This is a genomic window from Caballeronia catudaia, assembly GCF_001544755.2.
In the GTDB taxonomy this organism is placed as follows: domain Bacteria; phylum Pseudomonadota; class Gammaproteobacteria; order Burkholderiales; family Burkholderiaceae; genus Caballeronia; species Caballeronia catudaia.
The window spans coordinates 1-20,930 of sequence record NZ_FCOF02000070.1; the positions used below are offsets into that span (position 1 = coordinate 1).

Below are 20,930 nucleotides of genomic sequence, written 5' to 3' on the forward strand. Positions count from 1 at the left end.
TGCTCCAGCCTCGAAAGACTGAAACCGCACTCGCCATCAAGCGCCCACACTTATCGGCTGTTAGTTTTTAAAGAGCATTGCGCAATGAATTTGCTTCGCTGTCTGCTTGCTTTCTTGCGCGCCGTCATTCAACGGGAGGCGAATTATGCGGGCCTATTTCGATGTCGTCAAGCGCCTTTTTCAAAAAAATTTCGAAAATCGGGGTCGCAATACGCCGACTCAAATCGGAAGAAGATGCAAGTGAATCTGGCCAAGCGAAACGAGCATCAGCAGCGCCGCAGATACCGCGCCTCGCAAGCGCGTATTCAGCTTGCGCAAACGCTGCTCGCGCACGGGTGGATTCAACGTAGTCCCGCGACCATCGCGAGTCGCGCGAATTAGCACCGGTCTTCGATTCAGTTCCCACGATCGCTCTACGCAACGTCGATACTTCGGATTCCGAATATATTTGCCAACTTTTCGACGATCGAAGAACATCAGGCAATCCAGCTCATGCTAATTCGTAATGCGTTTGAAACTGGCGTAGTAATCGTCGGTGTAGTAGCAGTCGTTGATCTGCCTGCGCGGTCCGCCACACACGATGCGGCGTAGCCCTCGATCCGCCGAGCCAGGCGTGCGAACGGTGTATGCGTGATAGTAGCCGCGCGCGTGCTGCGGCAGTAATGCCGCGCTGTTGCGAAACAAGACCCCGTCCTCACCGAAAGGAAACGGGCCGCCCGCCTTGATCAGACGCAGTGTTTCGGCGGCTTCCCCCGGCAACTGCGCCTTGGTGACGGAAGCCGCCGCGCTTCGATCCTTCGCCCCCGATGCGGCGGTTGTGGCGCTAGCGGCCTGCCCAGGCTGACCCGGCGCCTGACTCGCGGATGCACCCGCTTCCTGAGTAGCGTTTCGCGATCCGTCCTTGTTACAGCCGCCGAGAATCGCGCTCACGGCGAGAATGCAGGTTAAAGCCCACGCTCGCTTCACGGTGTCTCCGGGTTGACCAGCATTCGACGACCAACGAAAGGTTATTAAGAGTATCGCTAGTAGCGGAGTGAATCAATCTCCGTTTTCGAGCCGTTTCGCCACCCCGAGCCTTACGACGATTGAAGATCTCTGCCGAGATAGGCGACAACCGCCTTGGTCAGCGCAATGCCGCACAATTCGTCGGGCGATGCCAGTTGCGCGGCGATGATCTCACGATTATCGAGCCGCAGCCTCGGTAGCCGATCGAGATGCAGTTCGAAGAAATGGACCCGATCCCTTCTTCCGTCCCAGATTCCGCAGACGCTGCCCGCGGCAAGCAACGGGTACGGCGGAAGCCCGATCTCCTCTTCCATTTCGCGCTGCGCTGCCGCCTCGGGCGTTTCTCCGGCGTGGACGCTTCCGCCCGGGAAATTCCATTCGGACCGGTACGATGACCTCAGCAGCAATAGCGCTTGCCCGACGTAGACAGCGACAAGCGCGCCCTGATGATGAGGCCGTCGAACGGACCACCAGATGCGGGCAAACACGAAACCGAGGCGAAGCAACATACGCCAGACGAAGTCGAGAAGCATTGGCGGACGCGCAGGATCGAGGCGTGGCATGAGGTTTCCTTTCATGGTCAGCGGAACGACAGCGTCATCGCTTTATGTGCGGCTTGCGTCCATTCAGTTCGATCGAATCGAAGAACATAACATATGCAATCCAAAGTAAGATCCGCGCAAGTTCTGTGCCTCGGGCGGGGTCGTGCGCCAGCCTCAGACCACACTCGCATGCTGCACGACGATCCATGCGGACCAGGCAATCAGCGCAACGCCCAGCGGCTTGCCGATCGACCTGCCCCAAGTGAAGTTCTTCTCGGCAGCCATGATCGCGCCCAGCGCCAGCATCCAGCCGACGCTTCCCGTTCCGACCATGAACATCAGCAGCATCAGCGCCCAACAGCAGCCCACGCAGAAAGCGCCGTGACTCATGCCGAGCAGAAAGCTCTCTCGGCGTGCGCTCAGGCCGCGCCAATGACCGGTGATGAACATGAGCGGCGAGCGGCATTTGTCGAGACATCGGTACTTCAGGCTGCTGAACTGATAGAGGCCCGCTACCGCGACGATCGCAGCGCCGATCAGCCATCCGTTCGTGAGCAACGTCGGCGATTGATCCGCAAGACGATGGAGCGCCGCATCGAAGCCGTGTGCGACTAGCCCGAACAACGCCCACGCCGTGGCGTAGCCGACGATCAACAACGCGATCAGCGAGCGACGTTCTTCGCGCGCACGCGTCATCCGCCTGAAGGCGTCGAAGAGCGGGAAGGCGGTCGGGAGCATCATCGCCGCGATCATCAGGAGCCATGCGGCGCTGTGCAGCGACGCGGCAAGCGGGAGGCTCGCACCCGGCACCGCACGGCATATCGCGCCGACGCCCGGCAGCTCGGTCCAGCTCGCCCGATGCAGGTAGCGCGCATACGGCCCCGCGTTCCACGCCCATAAGGCAATCCATGCGCCCGCCGTCAACGCGACGAAGAGCGGCGCGAAAAGCCGCGAGCGCAGGCGCATCTTCATGACGCAAAGCTGAACGATCCCTGAATGGCGTTGTGTCCCGTCAAATGCAGATCGAGTGCGAGCTTCTCGTGTCGCAGACGGAACGCGTTCGCCTTGCCGACGAACGCCGGCGATCCGGGTATCGTCGAAAAGATGCTTTCGACCAGTCTGGTCGGCTCGCCGGTCGGCCCGCGATAAGGCTCCAGATCCGCCTCGATGGTTTCACCGACCTTCATCCTGCCCTTGCCTTCGACGACCGTGTATTCGATCGCAGCACGCTCCACCGACACCATTTCACCGATCAGCTTCACGATATCCGCGAGCGGCCCGCCGCGCTCGCCACGGTGCACGCTCACTAGTGCATCGAATTGCGCATCGCTCGCGCCGTCGTCGACGAACATCGCGACGCGCCAGCCGCCCTTCAGCACGTTGCCTGGAATGAACGCCGCGAACGCAACGGTCCTTCCCGACACATCGACGCCGTCGATCACGCCTTGCTCGTAGTGGTAAGCGATCGCGCTGCGGCAAGTGCCGTTATCGGGATCTTCCCCGACCCAGCACGGACACAGGATCTTGCACTCGCACACTTCGAGGATGCTGCCCATCAGTTGATAGCTCATTCGCGCCTCCTCCGCCGGTCGAATCCGGCACGCACGAACATCGCCGGACATTCTTTGTTGTAGGCGTTAACCGGGCCGGAATCAAAGCATCCGGCGCTGCGAATGATTGGAGCGGCTTATGCAGTCAGAGCTTCTCACATTCGATAAACCTCGACCGCATTATCGTAAAAGAGCGCCAGCCGGTCCGCGATCGAATAGGGCGCGGCTATCGCCTTGAAGCCGTCGAAGATATCCGTCATCCGATCCACCACGCCGTCCACCGGATAGTTGCTGGCGCCGAACACGTCGATCGCGGTGCGTACGATGCGCGCGTTTGCGTCCACGCTCCAGCGCTGCCCCGGAACACAGAAACCCGAAATTTTCAGATGCACGTTCGGCTCGCGCGCAATCAATTCGAGCGCATCGTTCCGCGCAGATCTTCAATCCGCTCGCCGGGACTGCGCGATGTGACCGGCTTCGAACGAATCCCGCGCACGAGCGGATACGCCGCATGCCGCGCGAGGATTTCCTCCGTGTCGGGCGAATCGAACCACGCATGCGCGACCACGGCGCCCGGAAAGCCGTATCGCTCATGCACCTCATGCAGCCAGCGCGTTTCGGCGACCTGCTCGTCGCGCGCACGTTTCCGCCTCGACGTGGACCGTTCCGATCACGCGTTGCGCGCCCACCGCCGCGAGATAGTCTTGCGGAAGAAAGTCTCGATGGAGACAGCGGTAATCGCCGAGAAAAAAAGAGCCGGTTCCATTTGAACGAAGCCACCCGTGAACAAATGCCCGATCAGCGATGCGAGAAAGCGGATCATCGCCTGCGCCATGCCCATCGCTTCGATGAGCGCGCCGAGGAACACGAACAAGGGAATCGCGAGCAGGATCAGGCTCGACATGCCTTCGTCGATACAGCCCATCACGACGAGCATCGGCGTCATGGTGACCGTGCTCAGATACGCGACGGTCGACAACCCGAAGGCGACCATGATCGGCACGCCGATCACCACCATGAACACGACGGCGACGACGATCACGAGGTTCCAGTTGCCAAGCGACGTCAATCGGCGCGAACGTGCTCGGCATCGGCTGAAGCATCAGCGATGGCCGGTCAGCGCGAACTCGGTCGTCTTGACCGCTTCGGCCAGATAGTCGACGAATGATGCGATGCGCGCGGAGATCGCCGTGTTGCGATAGTAGACCGCGTTGATCGGTTGCCGCACTTCCTGCGTGTGGCGCGCGAGAATCTGCACGAGCCTGCCCTCGCGCCGGTCGCGCAGGGTCATGAAATCCGACAGACACACGATGCCCGCGCCTTCCAGCGCGAGATGCCGCAGCGTCTCGTCGCTCGACGACGCGATGGCCGGCGTGATCCGATACGGCTCGTCGTCCGGCCCGGCGAGCGGCCAGAGATTGAGCGACTCCGGCTGCGTGAAACCAATCAGCGAATGATTCGCGAGTTCGTCGATGCGTTTGGGAACCCCATGCGCCTGAAGGTACTGCGGCGTCGCGAGCACACGAATGCGGCTGCTGCCGATGGGACGACTGTGCAACGTCGAATCCTTCAGCTTGCCGATGCGGATCGCGACATCGGTGCGACGTTCCAGAAGATCGATCACGCCTTCGTTGCTGTTCAGTTCCAGCTCCACATGCGGATAGCGTTCGCGGTAGCCCGCGACCAGGGGCACGATCACATGCAGCATGAACGGCGTCGCCGCATCGACGCGCAACAGTCCCGAGGGCCGCTCGCGCCGCGCGGCGATCTGCTCCTCGGCGCTCTCCACGGCGTCGATGATCTCGCGCGCGTCTTGCAGGAAGCTCTTGCCCTCTTCCGTCAGTTCCAGACGCCGCGTGGTTCTGCGCAGTAACGTTGTCTGGAGCTTCTCTTCGAGCCGTCCCAGCGTGCGGCTCGCACCTGAAACCGTCTGATCCAGTTGTTCCGCCGCCGCCGTGATGGAGCCGGTGTCGACCACCGTCGCAAAGGTCTGAAGCTCGTCGAGCGTGACTTTCATCGTTGACTTCGATTCAAGAGTTTCTCCTTATAGACCGGTTTCCGCGCAAAAGTAAAGTCTGCACACGCGTTGCGCAAGGCCCGATCGCACTTGATTAAAAATCAAGATTCTTTCCCCAAATCTGGACCGGGAACTCTTCCTGCCTCCGTCCCGATGCCAGGAACCCGCCGCTCAGTCGCCGTCCTTCATCTCGCGCAGATGCTTGTAGACGGTCGCGCGTCCCATGCCGAGCACCTTGGCGACATAGTTCGCCGAACTCTTGCCTTTGAACGCGCCCTGCGCATGCAGCGCCTCGACGAGCTCGCGCCGGTGATCACGCGTGAGCGAATTCAGCGCGATCTGCCGCTCGCGCAGCCAGCCATGCAGGAACGTGTTGATGCGTTCCTGCCAGTCGTCCTTGAAAAGCTCGACGGGCTGCGCAACGACACCCGCGCCGCGCAGGAAAAGATCGAGCGTCGAGCGCATCTCCTCGAAAGCCGCGATATTGAAGTTGATGCACATCACGCCCGCGGCGTTGCCCGCGTCGTCGAAGAGCGCCGTGCTGACGCAGCGCATGCGGCGCCCGTCCCAGTTGAGCTTCTCGTACGGGCCGACGAGCCGCTCGCGCGCGGTCTCCTCGACATCCTCCAGCGCAGAGTCGTCGCCGATCTCGCGCTTGGAGAGATTGTTCGACAAGTACGCGATCGTCTGGTCCGAGAGATCGTGGATCACGACTTCCGCATAGGGAAAAAAGAGCGTCGTGATGCTGTCCGCGATATGCGCGTAGCGCGCGAGCAGCGCTTCGCGCGCGGCGTCATCGGCGTTGGGCGTCTTGCGTCGTGGCATGGAAATAGGCATGAAGTCGGTCCCGCGAAAGCCGATGATACCGCTAGGCCGCCGCGCGCAGCTTCGCGAGATGGACATGCAGCGCGTGCGCGACCGCGATGTCCTCCAGGCCGAGGCCGATCGAGCGGAAGAACACCGACCGCTCATAAGACGGCGCTGGAGACGCGCCGCGCGCGAGTTCCGCAAGGTCGCCGCGAATCGCATCGGGCGACCAGCCGTGATGTTCCCGCGCGATCACCATTTCGCCCGCGCTCGACGGCGTCGTCCGCCGATAGTCGCAATAGACGTCGAGCGAATTCAGCGCGGCCGGATCGATCTCATGCGCGCGCGCGACGTTCGTGCTGATCGACGTGACGAGCGCGGGCTTCGTCAGTGCATCGAGCGCGAGCACCGGCGTGCCCGATGACGTGCACAGCATCACGACATCCGCGTCGCGCACGCACTCGCCGACCGAAGCCGCGACGCGCACGCGCGAATCGAGTGCCTTCATCGCGTCCGCGCGCGCTCGCTCGCTCGCGAGGCGCGGCGAATGGATGCGGATCTCCGACCATTCACGCAACGGCGCGACATGCCGCAGATGCGCGAGCGCGACGCTCCCCGAGCCGATGACCGCCAGCCGCTCGCTCGATGCGCGGGCGAGCCGGTCGACCGCGAGCGCCGTCGTCCCGGCCGTGCGCTCGGTGGTGAGGAGCGCGGAATCGCACCACATCAGGGGCGCGCCGGTGCGCATCGACATGAGCGCGGTCCACGCGGTGACGATCGGCGCGCCAGGCTGCGCGACATAGGGCGAGAGCTTCGCGCCGAACACGTCGTGCTTCGCGAGCACGCCAAGATAAGTGATGAAATCGCCCGCGCCGCGCGGAAAAAGCGTGAGCGTCTGCGGCGGCTGCACGGCCTCGCCGTCACCGAGCGCCGCGAACATGTCTTCGAGCGCGCCGCGAATATCGAGCGACGGCAGCGCCTTTCGCACCTCTTCTTCATGAACGATGAAAGGCGTCGGGGCAACTTGCGTTTCTTCAGACAAAGAATTCATTCGAAAGCCTCCGGTTCGTCGCCGTGGGTTTGTCGCCGTGGATTGGCGTCGCTACGGCGTGGACATTTTTGTCTATTCTAGACTTTTATTTTATTTTTAGTCTATATTTCCAGTGAGCGCGTGGCGACGCCCGCGCCTGGCGCAACACGGACGGTGCAGGTTCACAAACGACTTTGGTGACGACAATGAACTGGAAGATGATTTGCTTCGCGGGCGCGGCGAGCCTCGCGTTCACATTCGGCCTCGCGCATGCGGAATCGCAGACCTTGCGATTCGGCGTCGAGGCGTCGTATCCGCCGTTCGAGAGCAAGACGCCGACGGGCCAGCTCGAAGGCTTCGACATCGACATCGGCAACGCGGTGTGTCAGCGCATCAAGATGAAGTGCGTGTGGGTCGAGAACAGCTTCGACGGGCTGATCCCCGCGCTGCAGGCCCGCAAGTTCGACGCGATCAACTCGGCGATGAACATCTCGGCCAAGCGCAAGCAGGCGATCGACTTCACGCCGCCCATCTACGTGATGCCGATCCAGATGGTCGCGAAGCGCGGCTCGAACCTCCAGCCAACGCCCGCGAGTCTGAAAGGCAAGTCGGTGGGCGTGCTGCAAGGCTCGACGCAGGAGGATTACGTGCGCAAGCACTGGGCGAGCGATGGCGTGCAGGTCGTCACGTATCAGAGCCAGGACCAGATCTTTGCCGACCTGTCGGCCGGACGGCTCGCCGGCGCCGTGCAGGAAGTGCAGACCGCGATCGACGGCTTCCTCGCGAAGCCCGAGGGCAAGGACTTCGATTTCGCTGGCGCCGCGCTCTCCGATCCGTCGACGCTCGGCGAAGGCACCGGCATCGGCTTGCGCAAGGACGATGCGGCGTTGAAGGCGAAGGTGGTCGCCGCGCTCGATTCGCTGAAGAAAGACGGCACGCTGAGCCAACTGTCGCAAAAGTACTTCAAACGCGACATCATTGCGAAATAAGGACTTCATCAGGCATCGGAACATGGCTCAGGACGTGATCGTGCTCGGCGCGGGCATCGTGGGAGTAAGCGTGGCGCTGCATCTGCGGCAGCGCGGATGGCAGGTGACGCTCGTCGACCGCAGCGCGCCCGGCGAGGCGACGAGCTTCGGCAATGCGGGGCTGATCGAGGCGTCGTCGGTCGTGCCTTATGCGTTTCCGCGCGACTGGGGCACGGTGCTCAAGTTCGCGATGAACCGCGCGACCGCGCTGCGCTATGACCTGCGCTCGCTGCCCGCGTATGCGCCGTGGCTCGCGCGGTTCTGGTGGGAGTCGGCGCCGGCGCGCCTCGCCGCCGCCGCGCGCGACATGCTGCCGCTCATCGGGAGAAGCGTGGCCGAGCACGAGGTGCTGATCGCACGGGCCGGTCTCGCCGATCTCGTGCGGCCCACGGGCTGGCTCGAAGCCTATCGCTCGCGCGAGCAGTTCGAGCGGGAGGCGAGCGCCGCCGGGCGCATCGCGGGCGAGCACGGGCTCGGCATGAACGTGCTCGATGCGAGCGCGCTGCATCGATTGGAAGCATCGCTCGATGGCGCATACGCGGGCGCGATCCACTGGACCGACCCGCGCAGCGTGATCGATCCGGGCGCGCTGACGAAAGGCTATGCGGCGCTTTTCGAGCGCGAGGGCGGACGCATCCTGACCGGCGACGCCGCGACGCTCGAACCGTCGGGAAGCGGCTGGCGGGTGATGACGGCGAGCGGGCCGGTCGAGGCGCAGGCGGCAGTGGTGGCGCTCGGCGTCTGGTCCGGCGACCTCGCGCGCAACTTCGGCTACCGCGTGCCGCTCATGGCCAAGCGTGGGTACCACATGCATTACGCAAGCGATGGACGGGCCGCGCTAGGTAGGCCCGTCGTCGATATCGAAAACGGCTATGTCGTCGCACCGATGCGGCGCGGCTTGCGTCTGACCACCGGCGTCGAGCTCGCCCGCCCAGGCAGGCCGCCGAGCCCGGTGCAGCTCGAACGCGCGGAGCGGCTCGCGCGCCCGGTGTTCGGCCTCGGGGCGCGGATCGACGAATCGCCGTGGCTCGGGCTGCGGCCCTGCACGCCGGACATGCGGCCAGTGATCGGGCCTGCGGACCGCCACCCCGGACTCTGGTTCGCGTTCGGGCACGCGCATCATGGCCTCACGCTCGGTCCGGTGACGGGAAGGCTCGTCGGCGAACTGATGGACGGCGAAGCGGGTTTCACCGATCCGCTGCCTTATCGGGTGGGAAGGTTTTAGCGGGCGCGTTCGTGGAAGCGGGCCTATTTCGCCGGTCCCGCCGAACCGCAATTCATGCCGGCGCCATGTGCGCCATCGACGTTCTTCAGCGAAACGAGCAGCCGGCTTCCTGTGTTCGCCGTGATGATGTGCCCGTAACTGACCGTCGGGATGAACTTGATATCCGGCGCCACGGCGACGGGCGGGGTCTGCGCGCCATCGACGGTCAGATCCAGTTCCACCGTGACCGAGTCGATCGCGACGCCATAGTTCTGCTTGCCGGCCGCCTGCGCCTTCTTGAATTCGCACAGACCGTCGAGGACGTTTTGCAATGCCGTTGGAATATCGACCGACTTTCCCGGTGGAATGGGCGGCGTGTTGCACCCGGCGACGAGAACAGATAGGGCAAGCAGAGCCAGCGAGACGTTGACGCGCATCGAAATCCCCAGCCATTGAAGAAAATCAGAAGCGATGCCGCAATCCGGCCGCCGCCTGAACCTGCGTCGTCGTGGAGGACGGGTTGCTCACGCCGTTTATCCATGCCACGCCCAGCGGGGACGTGCCGCTCGGGCTCACGCGCTGCCACGCGCCCTGAATGTAGACATCGGTACGTCGCGAGAAGCGGTAATCGGCCATCGCGCTCACCTGGTTCCAGTGAGGAATGCCGCCGCCTCCGTTTCCGCCCGCGCGCGAATAGGTGTACGCGCCCGAAAGTTCGACCACCGGCGTCAGCGCATAGCGGAAATTGCCTTCGAAGTTCTGAAAATTCACGCTCAGGTTCGTCTGGAAAAATTGCGTGATCTTGCTCTGCGAATACACGAAGCCCGCGACGGCCGGGCCGAACGAGTAGTTCACCCCTGCGCCCAGCGTCCTCTGCTTGTCGGCGAGCACGCCGATCGGCACGGCGCTCGTCAGCAGTGCGTTCTGCAGGGACGCGGCGGTGGTATCGGTGACTGCGCCATTCGCGTTCAACTGCGCCGGCGTGCGCGCGGAACTGCTGAGCTGGAGATAACCGAAGCCGAAGTTCCACGGCCCACGGATATACGAGAGGCCGAAACTGTAGGCGCGATTATTGGCGAAACCGCCCGCCTGATTCGAAAAGCCGTACAACGCACCGAGCTTGAGGCCGGCGAAGTCCGGGCTCATGTACTTCACCGAGTTGTTGATCTGGAACGAATCGTTCAGATTGTCGATGTCGAACGGATGGGCGAAATGCGTGCCGCCGAATTCCGTGCCGGTCAGCGAAAGCGGCCCGACGAAGTCGACCATGCCGTCGGTCTGCCGGCCCAGCGTGAGCGCGCCGTATTCGCGGCTCGACACGCCCACGTACGCCTGCCGGTTGAATAGTCGATTGCTCGACGTGTACTGGCCGTTATTCAGCTCGAAGCCGTTCTCGAGGACGAAAACCGCCTTCAGTCCCGCGCCGAGGTCTTCGGCTCCGCGCAGGCCCCATCGGCTGTCCTGAATCGCGCCGCTCGTCATCTGCCAGTTGCTGTGGCCGCCGCCGCCCGTGGCCGTTATCTCGTTGCTCGTGTAGTTCAGGCCCGCGTCGATCAGACCGTAGAGCGTAACGCTGCTTTGCGCATACGCTGCGCCTGTCAGCGTGATCGCCGTCGCCGCACCGGTTATAAGCAACTTGTTCATTTGCCTGCTCCAGCCAAGACCGAGAGAAGAACTTCTCTTGGAACGCTTCGAATACAGGACATCGATGATTGCAGAGCGCCGGATCGTACAGAGCACCGTCGGAAACACGGGCGATGTTCTCCACACACTCTATGCGACCGCGACGGCAACCGGCAACCCCGAGCCGCAAGTTTTCCACGCGGCCTCAGGCGGGCGAAATAGAACGACTGGTAAGTTCCGGCGGCCGCCGCGTAACGCCGCTACTCGCTCGACAGGAAGTTGCGCACCAGCGGACCGACTTCGCGCGTTCGCGTGATGAGAAAGAGATGGCCGTCCTTCAGGACATGCAGCGTCGCGCGCCGGATGCGGCGGGCGAGAATTTCCGCGTTGATGAGCGGGATGATGGGATCGTCATCGCCATGCATGACGAGTGTCGGCTGACGCAGCGTGCCGAGCCACAGCAGGCTGCTCCATCCCCATGTGGCGAAGAGCTGATACAGGTATCCGCGGCCGCCCGGCGCGCGAATGTGACGACCGTGTTCTTCCAGCAGCGCGGGATCGGTCCGGTATGCGCCGCCGTAAATCTCCGCGCCGACTTCCCGCATATAGTCCGGATCGCGATAGCGGCGCGCCCCGATCAGCTTCGACAGCACGGAAAGCCGTCCCGGCACCATGATCACGCCCGGCGACGTCGCGGCCAGCACCAGCCGGCGGCAGCGGAACGGATACAGATGCGCGAACTGCTGCGCGAGCGCACCGCCCCACGAGACGCCGAGCACATCGACCGGACCGTCATAGCCGAGCTTCGCGAGCAGCCTGTCGGTCATCACCGCGAGCGTGGAGAAGCGATACGGCACGAGCGGCGCGGGCGATCCGCCCACGCCGGGAATATCGAAGATCACGACCTCGACGTCGCCGAGCGCGTCGGCGAACGGCTGAACCAGTTCGAGGTTGGCGCCGATGCCGTTGAAGACGACGAGCGGCGGCGAAGCCCGACTGCCCCGCCAGATGCCGACGCGAAGCAGCTGACCGTCGAGCGAGACGGTCTGGATATCCAGTGCACGCACATTCTTCATCGTTGCTGTTCCATGTGAATGTCCACGTGAATGTCGAAAGGACGCCGCGCCGGAGCGCGGCATCTCGTGCGTTTCAGGCCTCGAGGACATAACTGCCCGGCGCGGCGGCCAGCCGCTTGTGCCGCCGGTTGCCGGGCGCGCGGGGCGCGCGACGCAGTTCGCCCGAGCGTGTGGCAAGCCACTCGCGCCAGTCGGTCCACCATGAATCCGCTTGGGGCCGCGCATCGGCGAGCCAGGCGTCGGCGTCGTCGGGGAGTGCGTCGTTATGAAAGTACTTCGCCTTCGGATTTCCGGGCGGATTGATCAGGCTCTGGATATGCCCGCTCGAACTCAGCACGTAGCGCGTCTTGCCGCCGAAGGCGCGCGCCGTGTCGTAGACACCTTTCCACGGCGTGATGTGATCGGTCATGCCGGCCATCACGTAGGTGTCGCACGTGACCTTCGAGAGATCGACCGGCGTGCCGAGCACCGTCAGCTTGCCCGGCTCGCTGAACAGGTTCTGCGTGAAGATGTCGAGCAACTGGCCATGCAGTTTCGCGGGCAGGCGTGTCGCGTCGTTGTTCCAGTAGAGAACGTCGAAGGCCGGGGGCGCCTCGCCCATCAGATAGTTGTTGACCCAGAAGTTCCAGACGAGATCGTTGGGTCTCATCCACGCGAACACGCGGCCCATCTCTTCGCCCGCGAGCACGCCCTTGGCGCGGCTGTTGCGCTTGGCGACCTCGATGGCCGCGGGCGTCGTGAAGAGCCCGAGCTGCGATTCCGACGTGCTGTCCAGCACAGCCACCATCAGCGTGGCCGCATGGACCGTCTTCGCGCCGCGGCTCGCCAGATGGCCGAGCAGCGCGGAGATCGTCATCGCGCCGGAGCACGCGCCGTGCAGGTTCACGTCGGCGTGTCCGGTGATGTCGCGCACCGCGTCGATCGCTTCGATGAGCGCGGCGACATACGTGTCCATGTCCCAGTCGCGCTGCGCCTCGGTGGGATTGCGCCAGCTCACGGCGAACACCTGGAACTCGCTCTTCACCAGATATTCGACGATGCTTTTGTTCGCCGACAGATCGAAGATATAGAACTTGTTGATCTGCGGCGGCACGATCAGTTGCGCACGCGCGTAGACGTTCGGCGTCGCCGGCGCGTACTGGATGAGTTCGAGCACCTCGTTGCGAAACACGACCGAGCCGGGCGTCGTCGCGAGATTCTCGCCGACGCGAAACGCCTTCTTGTCGACCTGCGACGGCATGCCCTTGTTGCCGAGCGTATCGGCGAGCATGTTTCTCACGCCTGCAACGGCACTCGCGCCGCGCGACTCCACGAGCTTCCTGAGCGCCGCGGGATTGCCCGCGAGCGTGTTGGTCGGCGCGAGCGCGTCCGTCATGAGCGACATCACGAACTGCGCGCGCTCCTTGTTCGCGTCGTCGAGCGCCGAGCGTTCCACGAAACCGGCCAGAGCGTTGCGCCAGGCGAGATAGCCCTGCAGCGTCGTGCGATACAGCGACTGCTCGCGCCATGCGGGATCGGCGAAGCGCTTGTCGCCAGGCTCGGGCGAGCAGGCTTCCTTGCCGTTCACCGCCGACGTCAGATCGCGCACGAGCGCCGCGGTCTGCCCGAACAACAGCGCGGGATGCAGCATCGCCTGCGCGCCGATCTGCCCGGCGGCGGCGAGCATATCGATGCCGCGCAATCCGACGAACGGATTCGGTCCGAGCATGCCGTCGGTTGCATTGGCCGTGAGGCCGTCGTTCTCGTTGCTCATGTGACTTTCGTTTGCTGCCATCTGAAACTCCGTACTTTCATGCTTGTCTCCTCCGCGTGCGCGACTGTCACGCCACGATCATCGCGAGCGTTTGCGCGATCAGCGCAGGCTTGTCCTCGCCTTCTATCTGCAGTTCGCTGTCCGTCTTCACGAGAATGCGGCCGCCGCCTTTCCTTTCCGCCGACGTCAGCACGACGCGGCATCGCACCCGCGCGCCGGACCTGACCGGCGTCATGAAGCGCACCTTGTCCAGCCCGTAATTCAGCGCGGCGGACGCATCCGGCGGCACGAGACCGACTTCGATCGCGAGCGTCGCCAGAAGCGAGAGCGTCAGATAGCCGTGCGCGATCGTTCCGCCGAAGGGGCTTTCGCGTTTCGCGCGCTCCTCGTTCACGTGGATCCACTGCATGTCGCCCGTGCATTGCGCGAACGCCTCGATGCGCGCCTGATCGACGACGATCCAGTCCGACACGCCCAACTCCCGGCCGACGAACGCTTCGATCGTCGCCATGCTGTATCCGATCGTGCTCATGCTGTCGTATTCCGTTCCAGCGACGACGCGAACTGTTCGCGCAGGCGCTTCTTGTTCAATTTGCCGACGCTCGTCTTGTCGAGCCAGTCGACGATCTTCACGATCTGCGGCACGGCGTACTTCGAGATCTTTCCCGCTTCGCTGAACGCCAGCACGTGATGCCTGATGTCGTCTTCCGAGACATTCGATTGCGCCTTGAGCACCACCAGCGCCACGGGCCGCTCACCCCACTTCTCGTCCTTGATTCCGATCACGGCGACCTCGGAGACGCCGGGATGCAGCGAGATCAGGCTCTCGATTTCCAGCGACGAAACCCATTCGCCGCCGGACTTGATCACGTCCTTGATGCGGTCGGTGATTTGCAGATAGCCGTCCGGATCGATGTTGCCGATATCCTGCGTATGCAGATAGCCACCGTCCCAGAGTTGCGCCGATGCGGCCTCATCCTTCAGATAGCCTTGCGTGAGCCACGGCGCGCGCACGACGATCTCTCCGCTTGCATGGCCATCGTGCGCGACATCGCTGCCTTCTTCGTTCACGATGCGCAAGTCGACGAGCGGTATCGGCAGGCCGGTCTTGCAACGCAGCCGCACTTCTTCGTCGATATCGAGCGACTCGCTGCCGGGTTTGAGCTGCGCGAGACTGAGCAACGGACAGGTTTCGGACATGCCGTAGCCCGCGAAGATATCGATGCCGCGCTCGAGCGCGGCGCGCGCGAGCCCGTGAGGGAGCGCGCCCCCGCCGATGACGATCTTCCATTTGCTCAGGTCGATGCGCTTCGCGTCTTCGCAATTGAGCAGCATGTGCAGGATGGTGCCGACGCAATGCGAGAACGTGACGCCCTCGTCGCGCACGAGGTTCATCAGGCGTTCCGGCACGTAGCGGCCGGGATAGACCTGCTTCACGCCGAGCATCGTCGCGATGTACGGCATGCCCCACGCGTGGACATGGAACATCGGCGTGATCGGCATGTACACGTCGCCGCGATGAAAGCGCTGCCCGGACGCGGGGCTCGCGAGCGCCGCCATCCCGGTGATGGTGTGCAGCACGAGCTGACGATGCGAGAAGCAGACGCCTTTCGGCAGGCCGGTCGTGCCCGTCGTATAGAACGTGGTGGCGCGCGTGTTTTCGTCGAAGTCCGGGAAGTCGCAGGTGGATTCGCTCGCGGCCAGCATGCGCTCGTATTCGTCTGCGAACGGGGTCGTGTGGGCGCTGCCTTCGCTGTCTTCGTCGATCAGGATGAAGGCGCGCACCGATTCCAGTTGATCGCGGATCGATTCGACCACAGGCAGGAAATCGCTATGGACGAGCAGGATCTGCGCGCCCGCATGATTGATCGTGTAGGCGATCTCCGCCGGCGAGAGCCGCACGTTGACCGTCTGCAGCACCGCGCCCATCATCGGGATGGCGAAATAGCATTCGAGATAGCGATGGCTGTCCCAGTCCATCACCGCGACGGTGCTTCCCATGACCGCGCCGTGACGCGTGAGGCCGTTGGCGAGGCGCGCGATGCGCTCCTGCATGGCGCGATAAGTCAGGCGCGTCTCGCCGCGGTACGCGATCTCCTGATCGGGCGCATGCGAAAGCGCCGTGTGCATGAGCTGCTTGATGAGCAACGGGTACGCGTACGCCGATTGAGCGGGTTCGAACATGTCGTGATTCATTTGAGTTTCCTGATGCGATGCGGCGTGCGCGTCATTGCCCGAAGCCGCGCCTGACGGTCAGCTTGTTCGTCACCGACTTCACGCCGGGCACGCCTTTCGCCAATGCGGCTGCCGTTTCGATCTGCGCGGCGTCGGCGGCCGTGCCGGTCAGCGTCACCGCGCCATCCTTCGCATTGACGCCGATGTCGCCGGCATCGATGCGCTTGTCTTTCGCGAATGCGGCATACACGCGCTTGCGCAGTGCGCGATCGTCCTTTCGCGTGGCGACGGGCGCGCTCGCGTTCGACGCGACCGCTGGCGCGCTCGCCGTCATCGGCTGGTTCGTCTGAGCGCTCACGTTGAGCGACGCCAGAACGATCATTGCCGCGGACACTGAGATTTTCTTCATATGTTGCTCCCGATATCGTTCAGAAGTTGTGGCGCAGGCCGATCATCGCGGCCGTGGTCGACTCGCCCGGCGCGACGGGCTGCCCATAGACGATCGTCTGATTCATCGTGCCGTGGTTGTCGACATAGCCGACCTGCGCATAAGCGAGCGTGCGCTTCGACACGTTGTACTCCGTGCCCACCGCAAATTCGCTCGAATGATTCGCCGAGTTGTTCTTGTCCTTCAGGTAGTAGAACCCGGACGTGACTTTCAGCACCGGCGTGAACCGGTATCCCAATCCGGCGGACCAGAGGTCGTAGTCCGCGCGGGCGGCGTTCGCCGGATTCTTGCCGTGGCTGTACGAGCCGGACACGGAGAAGTCGCGAAAGGTGTACATCGCGCCCAGATACACGAGCCGGTTGTTGTTGAGGCCGCTCGGCGCGACGCCGGGCAACGGGTTCGCGTCGTGGCCGTTGTAATAGACCGCCGACGCGTTCAGACCGTAGTTGGAATACTTCAGGACGGCGGACTCGCGCGTGCCGCCCTGGAATTCGCCCGGCACGCCACCGGGCGCGTACTCCAGCGCGACGGACGCGCCGTAGAACTTCGGCGACTCGTACACGAGCGCGTTGCTGTCGTACAGCGCGCCGATCGGACCGTTGGTGCTGGTGCCGGGCCAGCCGGCCGCCTGATTCATGCCGAGCCACGCGGTGAGAATGCTGCCGAAATACTGCGCGCCGCGCACGTCGGTTTCGAACATCGCGTAGACCATCGGCACGATCTGGCGGCCCGCGTTGAAGGTGCCGAACGGGCCGGACACACCGAGCGTCGCGAACTGGTTGAACTGCGCGGGCACCCCGGGGGTGTCGGAGAGCCCGAACCTGCCGGTGCCCGAATCGAACGTGCCCTGCAACCTGAAGTTCACGCGATAGCCGCCGCCCAGTTCTTCGCTGCCTTTGAGGCCCCAGTAGCTGGCGTAAATGCCGCCGTCCTTGTAGCGATACACCTTTCCCAGGTTGGGCGCGTTCGGTGCGAACGAAGCCGCGGAAGTGCTCTGATAGAGCACGCCGGCATCGAGTACGCCATAGAGCGTCACCGATCCTTGCGCACATGCGGCGCCCGAAAAGGTCAGTAATGCGGCAAGGCAGGGGATGCTGCGTTTCATGAAGTCTCCGTATTTTTTTGATTTTTCACGCGTGCCAACGGCGCATGAAGTCACATGGCAAGAATACGGAGAGCGTGCGGTTGAGGCCCCTCTCATGGAGGGAGGGGCGGCGGGCAAATCCGTTGGAGCCTAAACCCCTGCATTGCGCAGGCGTCGCGGGTGAATACCTCTGTCAGGCTGCAAATCCTGTCCAGTGCCACCACAGCACCAGAGAGCACAGAATACGTATCTCAACCGGGTTGCGTGAGGATTTCGACCGATTCACAAAGTACGGCCAGTTCGGCACCACATGAAGGTTCGAGAACAAACAGCGCTTTGCGTCCCGCGATAATATCCTGATACATCCGCTCGATAATTGCGCGATCCAATTCGGGGGCTTTCGCGCCATCGCGGCTGTACATCCAGCGGACCCAAGCGCTCAGATCGTCAATCGAAAAGCTGTACATCGGAGAAATTAAAAGGCGAGATGCGACGTTTTGGTCCGCGAAGTCGATCATGCGTTGTGCAATCACGCCACGGTCTTCGCAAGGTTGAATATCTCACCATCTGGCATGTCCGGCTGATACTCGAACGGCTGCGCGTCTCCGAGCAACGAACCGCCGTCGCTGTCGTCAGCATTTCCAAAGCTCTTGAGCATCGAATCGCCGCCGCCATCGCCGCTTGAACCCGCGCCGCCGAGCGCGGCCCCGGCTACTGCATCCACAGCGCCGAGCCAGTCAAAACCGCTTTCGCTATTACCACTGTCGGAACGAGCGACCGCGCTCGCCGTGGCGGCAGCTTTGGCCGCAACCCGACTGGACACGTATGGCGTGTCATCGACAAAGGAACCGTTCGCGTCGAGCGGTAAATACTGGCCATTGCGGAACCCGTAGACAGTCGCCTTCGGATCGGGTGCCCGCTTCGGCCAGAAGGCGAAGCCACGCGCGCCGCCCTGCTCTTCCTGATTCTGACGGCTGCGCGGAGCGGCGAAGTGCGCGGCGCGACGTGGAGCGAGTTCGATCTCGACGCGGGTATCTGGGCCGTGCCCGCCGAACGGATGAAAGCGAAGGAAGTGCATCGCGTGGCGCTATCCGCGCTTTCGCTGGCGCTCGTCAATCGGCTGAAGGAACAGAAGCTACACGAAGCGCTTGTCTTCCCTCACCTCGCGGAAAGGTTTGCAGCGACATGGTTCTCACGTCGTTCTTGCGGCGCGTAAAAGCGAAGAGCGATACGCCCGGACGCATTGCCACGGCGCACGCGATTGCTTGTCTATTCGTCGGGCACGTTATCAGGCGCGCAGAGATTCATGGATTTCATCGCGATTGCGCCCTGTAGGTTCTCCTGCGGGATTAAGGAAAATGATTTCCAGTCTGGTTCATTAACATACACGACGCCGCTCTTACAACGCATGTGAGCCTGCTTGTTTTGGCCGCCGCATGACGCGCCATCAATCACGCATCGTTGCCATTGCGGAATGACACTCGCAGCCCGCAACGCGCCGCGTTCGGCCTTCGTGTATGTCTGCACGTCGCGCGTCGCTATCGCCATGTACATAAAATTGAAGTCCGCTACAACTGGCCTTGCCGCTTCTGCTTCTCGATAGTGATCATGCAACTCGAACACGTAACGAGCGCTCGCACCGAGTAGAGCGCTACCAACTAGCACCGCCAAAACAACAACGATGCGGCGCGGTTCGGATGGCGCGGGACGGGCGCACACAAACCCAACGACTGCGAAGATCAGCGCGATTGCAATGCCCCAAAACAAAGCGGCGGTTAAGCCGGGGCTGGGACAGTCTAAACCGCATCCGGGATCGCGATCGAAGGCGAGCAAGATCGACGAAACCGCGATTGCGGTCACGCAACCCGCGACCGTGAACAGGACAAATACCGCAACTTTCTTCACTTGGTTTCCCAGAAGAGGATCTGCTTTGATTGGCCCAAGTCTGAATACCACCAAGTCGAAGCCATGCCTATACGGAATCGGAGGAAAGAAGAAAATCCGCCCGTTAGAGAGCGACCGTCCCATAGATCAATATGACCGCCGCTCGCGCTATCGGCATTCTCTCCATCGCGTGTCCAGTACCGCGAGAACTGGATAATTCCCGTGCGGCCCTTGACTTTCGCTTGCCAATCGGTGCCGGTGACGTCTTCGGCTTTGGGCAATCCCGCGAATGGCTGCTGCATAAGCCACTGCCCCATTTCGTCGGCCCGGGTTGCCGTGGCTTTGCCGTCGAGGATGATACGGCCGATGGTTGAATGACCCGAAGAAGGCCGCACCAGCTTGGAAGAAAACGACTTCATGCCGATGCCGACGCGATGAAGCGTCACGCTCATGCGAATGGCGCATTGATTTTCGTATGCGGGGTTGTCGTATGGGTTGCCGCTCGGATAGTTGTCCCACAGTTCTTTGAACGTCAAAGGGCGTCATCGCCCCATACACGGTGTATTCGTCGGCGTTCTCGCCGGTCATCATGCGGGGCAGCGCGCCGCCCGACTTGACGCGGCCAGAGAACATGCGACCGTCCGCCATTTCGATTTGGTACGGATAGCCGTCGAGACTGACGCTAGACGCGGTGGCGCGTAGTTGTTCGTCAAACCGCGCGTTCTCTGCCGCTGTCTCAGCCAGCGCTGCGATTGGAGCGCCACCGCCCGCCGATGCGCGAGCCTCTTCGGCTTTCCCGTCCCTTATCAAGAACTCGGGATGCCCCGAAATCACGCGATTCTGCCCACACGGACAAAGCACTCGATCCATATGCCTGACGAGCGGTAGTCCTTCATCAAGGATCGTATCGGCAGTACCTAATATCGGAAAACTGCCTTCACAGTTGCCACAGGTGGCAATGTCGTTGCGACGCGAGAGCGTTTGCCCGTTCTCCGCGAAAAACGACGAAGAACCGCCTAGAACTCGGCCTCGCGTGGTCGTCCAATCGCCTTTCCCAACCAGTCTGTCAGTCATGCAACTCTCGCCGTTTTATCCATCGTGATGATGGTTCGTTATGCTTGCTTTCTGGCATTTACTTCGACTCCTGTATGGAAATGCTCACCGAATCGATGAGATTGCCAGCATACGAGAGCACAGGCAACACACAACCGATGACAGACAGGGACACGTCAAGATCGACGAATTTTGACGGCATCGTAAATGAGGCGGCGTCGAGACTTCGATGCGCGGCGGCGAATTTCTCTTCCAGCGTTCGCTTGGCGATACCTGACTTATTCGGAAACGTCGCCAACATGCTCTCGCGACCGTAGCCCACCGCCCGCTGATTGGCCAGAAAAAGCGAAAGCCCCGTAACTGATTGAATTAACGTGGCTTTGCAATGCTCCGCTGGCGGAGAGAGAGAAGACGGCGCGGACTCCGGCCGTTCCACGCCGGCCCGCCGCCTCCCCCTGCGCGCAATTTACCCCTCCCGCCGCGAGAGGGTTGCATGGAATCGCTCTTCACTACGATGCAGATCAGTTCAGGCGCATCGACGCGCCGCATCGCCGACATCGATTCAACTTACGCCGGAGCCACACATGCAATTCCTCGACGATTCATTGCACCCCGAGAATCAGGACAAAGTCGTGATCACGGTCGCGCCTT

26 protein-coding genes and 2 pseudogenes are annotated in these 20,930 nt (G+C 62.6%); 4 read left to right on the top strand and 24 right to left on the bottom strand.

Going from position 1 to position 20,930, the window contains the following annotated elements:
* On the top strand, positions 1-381 hold a 381-nt coding region (locus AWB75_RS38985), incomplete at its 5' end, for a hypothetical protein (RefSeq protein ID WP_235012384.1).
* 114 nt (positions 382-495) lie between these two features.
* Here AWB75_RS38985 and AWB75_RS34075 read toward each other — a convergent pair.
* The 10 genes and pseudogenes from AWB75_RS34075 to AWB75_RS34115 all read right to left on the bottom strand — a co-directional run bounded on the left by AWB75_RS34075 (position 496) and on the right by AWB75_RS34115 (position 6,972).
* On the bottom strand, positions 496-966 hold the full coding sequence (locus AWB75_RS34075) for a ribonuclease (RefSeq protein WP_061128374.1): 471 nt from the start codon (positions 964-966) through the stop codon (positions 496-498).
* Between the two features lie 110 nt (positions 967-1,076).
* Complete coding sequence (locus AWB75_RS34080) at positions 1,077-1,568, bottom strand: NUDIX domain-containing protein (RefSeq protein ID WP_061128396.1); 492 nt, start codon at positions 1,566-1,568, stop codon at positions 1,077-1,079.
* A gap of 153 nt (positions 1,569-1,721) precedes the next feature.
* Complete coding sequence (locus tag AWB75_RS34085) at positions 1,722-2,519, bottom strand: DUF2182 domain-containing protein (RefSeq protein WP_061128375.1); 798 nt, start codon at positions 2,517-2,519, stop codon at positions 1,722-1,724.
* Positions 2,516-3,118, bottom strand: coding sequence for a DUF1326 domain-containing protein (locus AWB75_RS34090; protein ID WP_061128376.1), 603 nt, complete (start codon positions 3,116-3,118; stop codon positions 2,516-2,518). Before AWB75_RS34090 ends, AWB75_RS34085 begins: the two co-directional genes overlap by 4 nt.
* A gap of 134 nt (positions 3,119-3,252) precedes the next feature.
* Positions 3,253-3,489: an amidohydrolase family protein gene (locus AWB75_RS38990; protein ID WP_235012385.1), complete on the bottom strand. Its 237-nt coding sequence runs from the start codon at positions 3,487-3,489 to the stop codon at positions 3,253-3,255.
* A gap of 17 nt (positions 3,490-3,506) precedes the next feature.
* Positions 3,507-3,695, bottom strand: a complete 189-nt coding sequence (locus AWB75_RS38995; protein ID WP_061128378.1) for a hypothetical protein — start codon at positions 3,693-3,695, stop codon at positions 3,507-3,509.
* A 177-nt stretch (positions 3,696-3,872) separates the two neighbouring features.
* A pseudogene (locus tag AWB75_RS34100) lies at positions 3,873-4,166 on the bottom strand (TRAP transporter large permease subunit); the annotation flags it as partial.
* 33 nt (positions 4,167-4,199) lie between these two features.
* Positions 4,200-5,114, bottom strand: a complete 915-nt coding sequence (locus AWB75_RS34105; RefSeq protein ID WP_061128380.1) for a LysR family transcriptional regulator — start codon at positions 5,112-5,114, stop codon at positions 4,200-4,202.
* Between the two features lie 171 nt (positions 5,115-5,285).
* A complete protein-coding gene (locus tag AWB75_RS34110) occupies positions 5,286-5,951 on the bottom strand; it encodes a helix-turn-helix transcriptional regulator (protein WP_407642200.1) in 666 nt (221 codons plus the stop codon).
* Positions 5,952-5,982: 31 nt separating this feature from the next.
* Entirely contained in the window at positions 5,983-6,972 is a 990-nt protein-coding gene (locus AWB75_RS34115) for an ornithine cyclodeaminase family protein (protein ID WP_061128382.1), read from the bottom strand.
* A 185-nt stretch (positions 6,973-7,157) separates the two neighbouring features.
* On the opposite strand from AWB75_RS34115, the gene AWB75_RS34120 reads away from it, so the two are divergent.
* A complete protein-coding gene (locus AWB75_RS34120; protein ID WP_061128383.1) occupies positions 7,158-7,940 on the top strand; it encodes an ABC transporter substrate-binding protein in 783 nt (260 codons plus the stop codon).
* 22 nt (positions 7,941-7,962) lie between these two features.
* Positions 7,963-9,204, top strand: a complete 1,242-nt coding sequence (locus AWB75_RS34125; protein WP_061128384.1) for an NAD(P)/FAD-dependent oxidoreductase — start codon at positions 7,963-7,965, stop codon at positions 9,202-9,204.
* Between the two features lie 23 nt (positions 9,205-9,227).
* Here the strand turns inward: AWB75_RS34125 and AWB75_RS34130 are convergent, their stop codons facing one another.
* The 10 genes from AWB75_RS34130 to AWB75_RS39000 form a co-directional block, all read right to left on the bottom strand.
* Positions 9,228-9,620: a hypothetical protein gene (locus AWB75_RS34130; RefSeq protein ID WP_061128385.1), complete on the bottom strand. Its 393-nt coding sequence runs from the start codon at positions 9,618-9,620 to the stop codon at positions 9,228-9,230.
* Positions 9,621-9,645: 25 nt separating this feature from the next.
* Positions 9,646-10,827: a porin gene (locus AWB75_RS34135; RefSeq protein ID WP_061128386.1), complete on the bottom strand. Its 1,182-nt coding sequence runs from the start codon at positions 10,825-10,827 to the stop codon at positions 9,646-9,648.
* Positions 10,828-11,066: 239 nt separating this feature from the next.
* Positions 11,067-11,882: a poly(3-hydroxyalkanoate) depolymerase gene (gene phaZ, locus AWB75_RS34140; RefSeq protein ID WP_061128387.1), complete on the bottom strand. Its 816-nt coding sequence runs from the start codon at positions 11,880-11,882 to the stop codon at positions 11,067-11,069.
* Positions 11,883-11,955: 73 nt separating this feature from the next.
* Complete coding sequence (locus AWB75_RS34145; protein WP_087087151.1) at positions 11,956-13,635, bottom strand: alpha/beta fold hydrolase; 1,680 nt, start codon at positions 13,633-13,635, stop codon at positions 11,956-11,958.
* Positions 13,636-13,702: 67 nt separating this feature from the next.
* Positions 13,703-14,167: a MaoC family dehydratase gene (locus tag AWB75_RS34150; protein ID WP_061128389.1), complete on the bottom strand. Its 465-nt coding sequence runs from the start codon at positions 14,165-14,167 to the stop codon at positions 13,703-13,705.
* On the bottom strand, positions 14,164-15,831 hold the full coding sequence (locus tag AWB75_RS34155; protein WP_061128390.1) for a fatty acid--CoA ligase: 1,668 nt from the start codon (positions 15,829-15,831) through the stop codon (positions 14,164-14,166). The genes AWB75_RS34150 and AWB75_RS34155 overlap by 4 nt, the downstream gene beginning before the upstream one ends.
* 31 nt (positions 15,832-15,862) lie before the next feature.
* Entirely contained in the window at positions 15,863-16,219 is a 357-nt protein-coding gene (locus tag AWB75_RS34160; RefSeq protein ID WP_061128391.1) for a BON domain-containing protein, read from the bottom strand.
* A 19-nt stretch (positions 16,220-16,238) separates the two neighbouring features.
* On the bottom strand, positions 16,239-17,363 hold the full coding sequence (locus tag AWB75_RS34165; protein ID WP_061128392.1) for a porin: 1,125 nt from the start codon (positions 17,361-17,363) through the stop codon (positions 16,239-16,241).
* 230 nt (positions 17,364-17,593) lie between these two features.
* Positions 17,594-17,875 carry a hypothetical protein gene (locus tag AWB75_RS34170; RefSeq protein WP_200823078.1) on the bottom strand — a complete coding sequence of 94 codons (282 nt, stop codon included), beginning with the start codon at positions 17,873-17,875 and terminating at the stop codon, positions 17,594-17,596.
* Positions 17,872-18,420, bottom strand: a complete 549-nt coding sequence (locus tag AWB75_RS39000) for a hypothetical protein (RefSeq protein ID WP_061128393.1) — start codon at positions 18,418-18,420, stop codon at positions 17,872-17,874. Before AWB75_RS39000 ends, AWB75_RS34170 begins: the two co-directional genes overlap by 4 nt.
* Between AWB75_RS39000 and AWB75_RS39005 the strand changes: the two genes are divergently transcribed.
* Positions 18,310-18,558, top strand: coding sequence for a hypothetical protein (locus tag AWB75_RS39005; protein WP_327220387.1), 249 nt, complete (start codon positions 18,310-18,312; stop codon positions 18,556-18,558). The genes AWB75_RS39000 and AWB75_RS39005 overlap by 111 nt on opposite strands.
* Positions 18,559-18,611: 53 nt before the next feature.
* On the opposite strand, the gene AWB75_RS34185 is transcribed toward AWB75_RS39005, so the two are convergent.
* The 4 genes and pseudogenes from AWB75_RS34185 to AWB75_RS38295 form a co-directional block, all read right to left on the bottom strand.
* A complete protein-coding gene (locus tag AWB75_RS34185; protein ID WP_061128394.1) occupies positions 18,612-19,247 on the bottom strand; it encodes a hypothetical protein in 636 nt (211 codons plus the stop codon).
* Positions 19,244-19,762 carry a type VI secretion system amidase effector protein Tae4 gene (locus tag AWB75_RS34190; protein ID WP_235012387.1) on the bottom strand — a complete coding sequence of 173 codons (519 nt, stop codon included), beginning with the start codon at positions 19,760-19,762 and terminating at the stop codon, positions 19,244-19,246. Before AWB75_RS34190 ends, AWB75_RS34185 begins: the two co-directional genes overlap by 4 nt.
* Positions 19,763-20,132: 370 nt before the next feature.
* Positions 20,133-20,300: pseudogene (locus AWB75_RS39010) on the bottom strand (PAAR domain-containing protein); the annotation flags it as partial.
* A 58-nt stretch (positions 20,301-20,358) separates the two neighbouring features.
* Entirely contained in the window at positions 20,359-20,715 is a 357-nt protein-coding gene (locus AWB75_RS38295; protein ID WP_200823079.1) for a hypothetical protein, read from the bottom strand.
* Between the last annotated feature and the right edge of the window lie 215 nt (positions 20,716-20,930).

What these genes read in the sequence shown, in the direction of transcription:
- AWB75_RS34110 (WP_407642200.1), bottom strand. Translation starts at nt 5,951, where the DNA reads ATGCCTATTTCCATGCCACGACGCAAGACGCCCAACGCCGATGACGCC.
- AWB75_RS34155 (WP_061128390.1), bottom strand. Translation starts at nt 15,831, where the DNA reads ATGAATCACGACATGTTCGAACCCGCTCAATCGGCGTACGCGTACCCG.
- AWB75_RS34085 (WP_061128375.1), bottom strand. Translation starts at nt 2,519, where the DNA reads ATGAAGATGCGCCTGCGCTCGCGGCTTTTCGCGCCGCTCTTCGTCGCG.
- AWB75_RS34090 (WP_061128376.1), bottom strand. Translation starts at nt 3,118, where the DNA reads ATGAGCTATCAACTGATGGGCAGCATCCTCGAAGTGTGCGAGTGCAAG.
- AWB75_RS34120 (WP_061128383.1), top strand. Translation starts at nt 7,158, where the DNA reads ATGAACTGGAAGATGATTTGCTTCGCGGGCGCGGCGAGCCTCGCGTTC.
- AWB75_RS34115 (WP_061128382.1), bottom strand. Translation starts at nt 6,972, where the DNA reads ATGAATTCTTTGTCTGAAGAAACGCAAGTTGCCCCGACGCCTTTCATC.
- AWB75_RS34080 (WP_061128396.1), bottom strand. Translation starts at nt 1,568, where the DNA reads ATGCCACGCCTCGATCCTGCGCGTCCGCCAATGCTTCTCGACTTCGTC.
- AWB75_RS39000 (WP_061128393.1), bottom strand. Translation starts at nt 18,420, where the DNA reads ATGCACTTCCTTCGCTTTCATCCGTTCGGCGGGCACGGCCCAGATACC.
- AWB75_RS34105 (WP_061128380.1), bottom strand. Translation starts at nt 5,114, where the DNA reads ATGAAAGTCACGCTCGACGAGCTTCAGACCTTTGCGACGGTGGTCGAC.
- AWB75_RS34160 (WP_061128391.1), bottom strand. Translation starts at nt 16,219, where the DNA reads ATGAAGAAAATCTCAGTGTCCGCGGCAATGATCGTTCTGGCGTCGCTC.
- AWB75_RS34135 (WP_061128386.1), bottom strand. Translation starts at nt 10,827, where the DNA reads ATGAACAAGTTGCTTATAACCGGTGCGGCGACGGCGATCACGCTGACA.
- AWB75_RS34145 (WP_087087151.1), bottom strand. Translation starts at nt 13,635, where the DNA reads ATGAGCAACGAGAACGACGGCCTCACGGCCAATGCAACCGACGGCATG.
- AWB75_RS34150 (WP_061128389.1), bottom strand. Translation starts at nt 14,167, where the DNA reads ATGAGCACGATCGGATACAGCATGGCGACGATCGAAGCGTTCGTCGGC.
- AWB75_RS34130 (WP_061128385.1), bottom strand. Translation starts at nt 9,620, where the DNA reads ATGCGCGTCAACGTCTCGCTGGCTCTGCTTGCCCTATCTGTTCTCGTC.
- AWB75_RS34165 (WP_061128392.1), bottom strand. Translation starts at nt 17,363, where the DNA reads ATGAAACGCAGCATCCCCTGCCTTGCCGCATTACTGACCTTTTCGGGC.
- phaZ (WP_061128387.1), bottom strand. Translation starts at nt 11,882, where the DNA reads ATGAAGAATGTGCGTGCACTGGATATCCAGACCGTCTCGCTCGACGGT.
- AWB75_RS34125 (WP_061128384.1), top strand. Translation starts at nt 7,963, where the DNA reads ATGGCTCAGGACGTGATCGTGCTCGGCGCGGGCATCGTGGGAGTAAGC.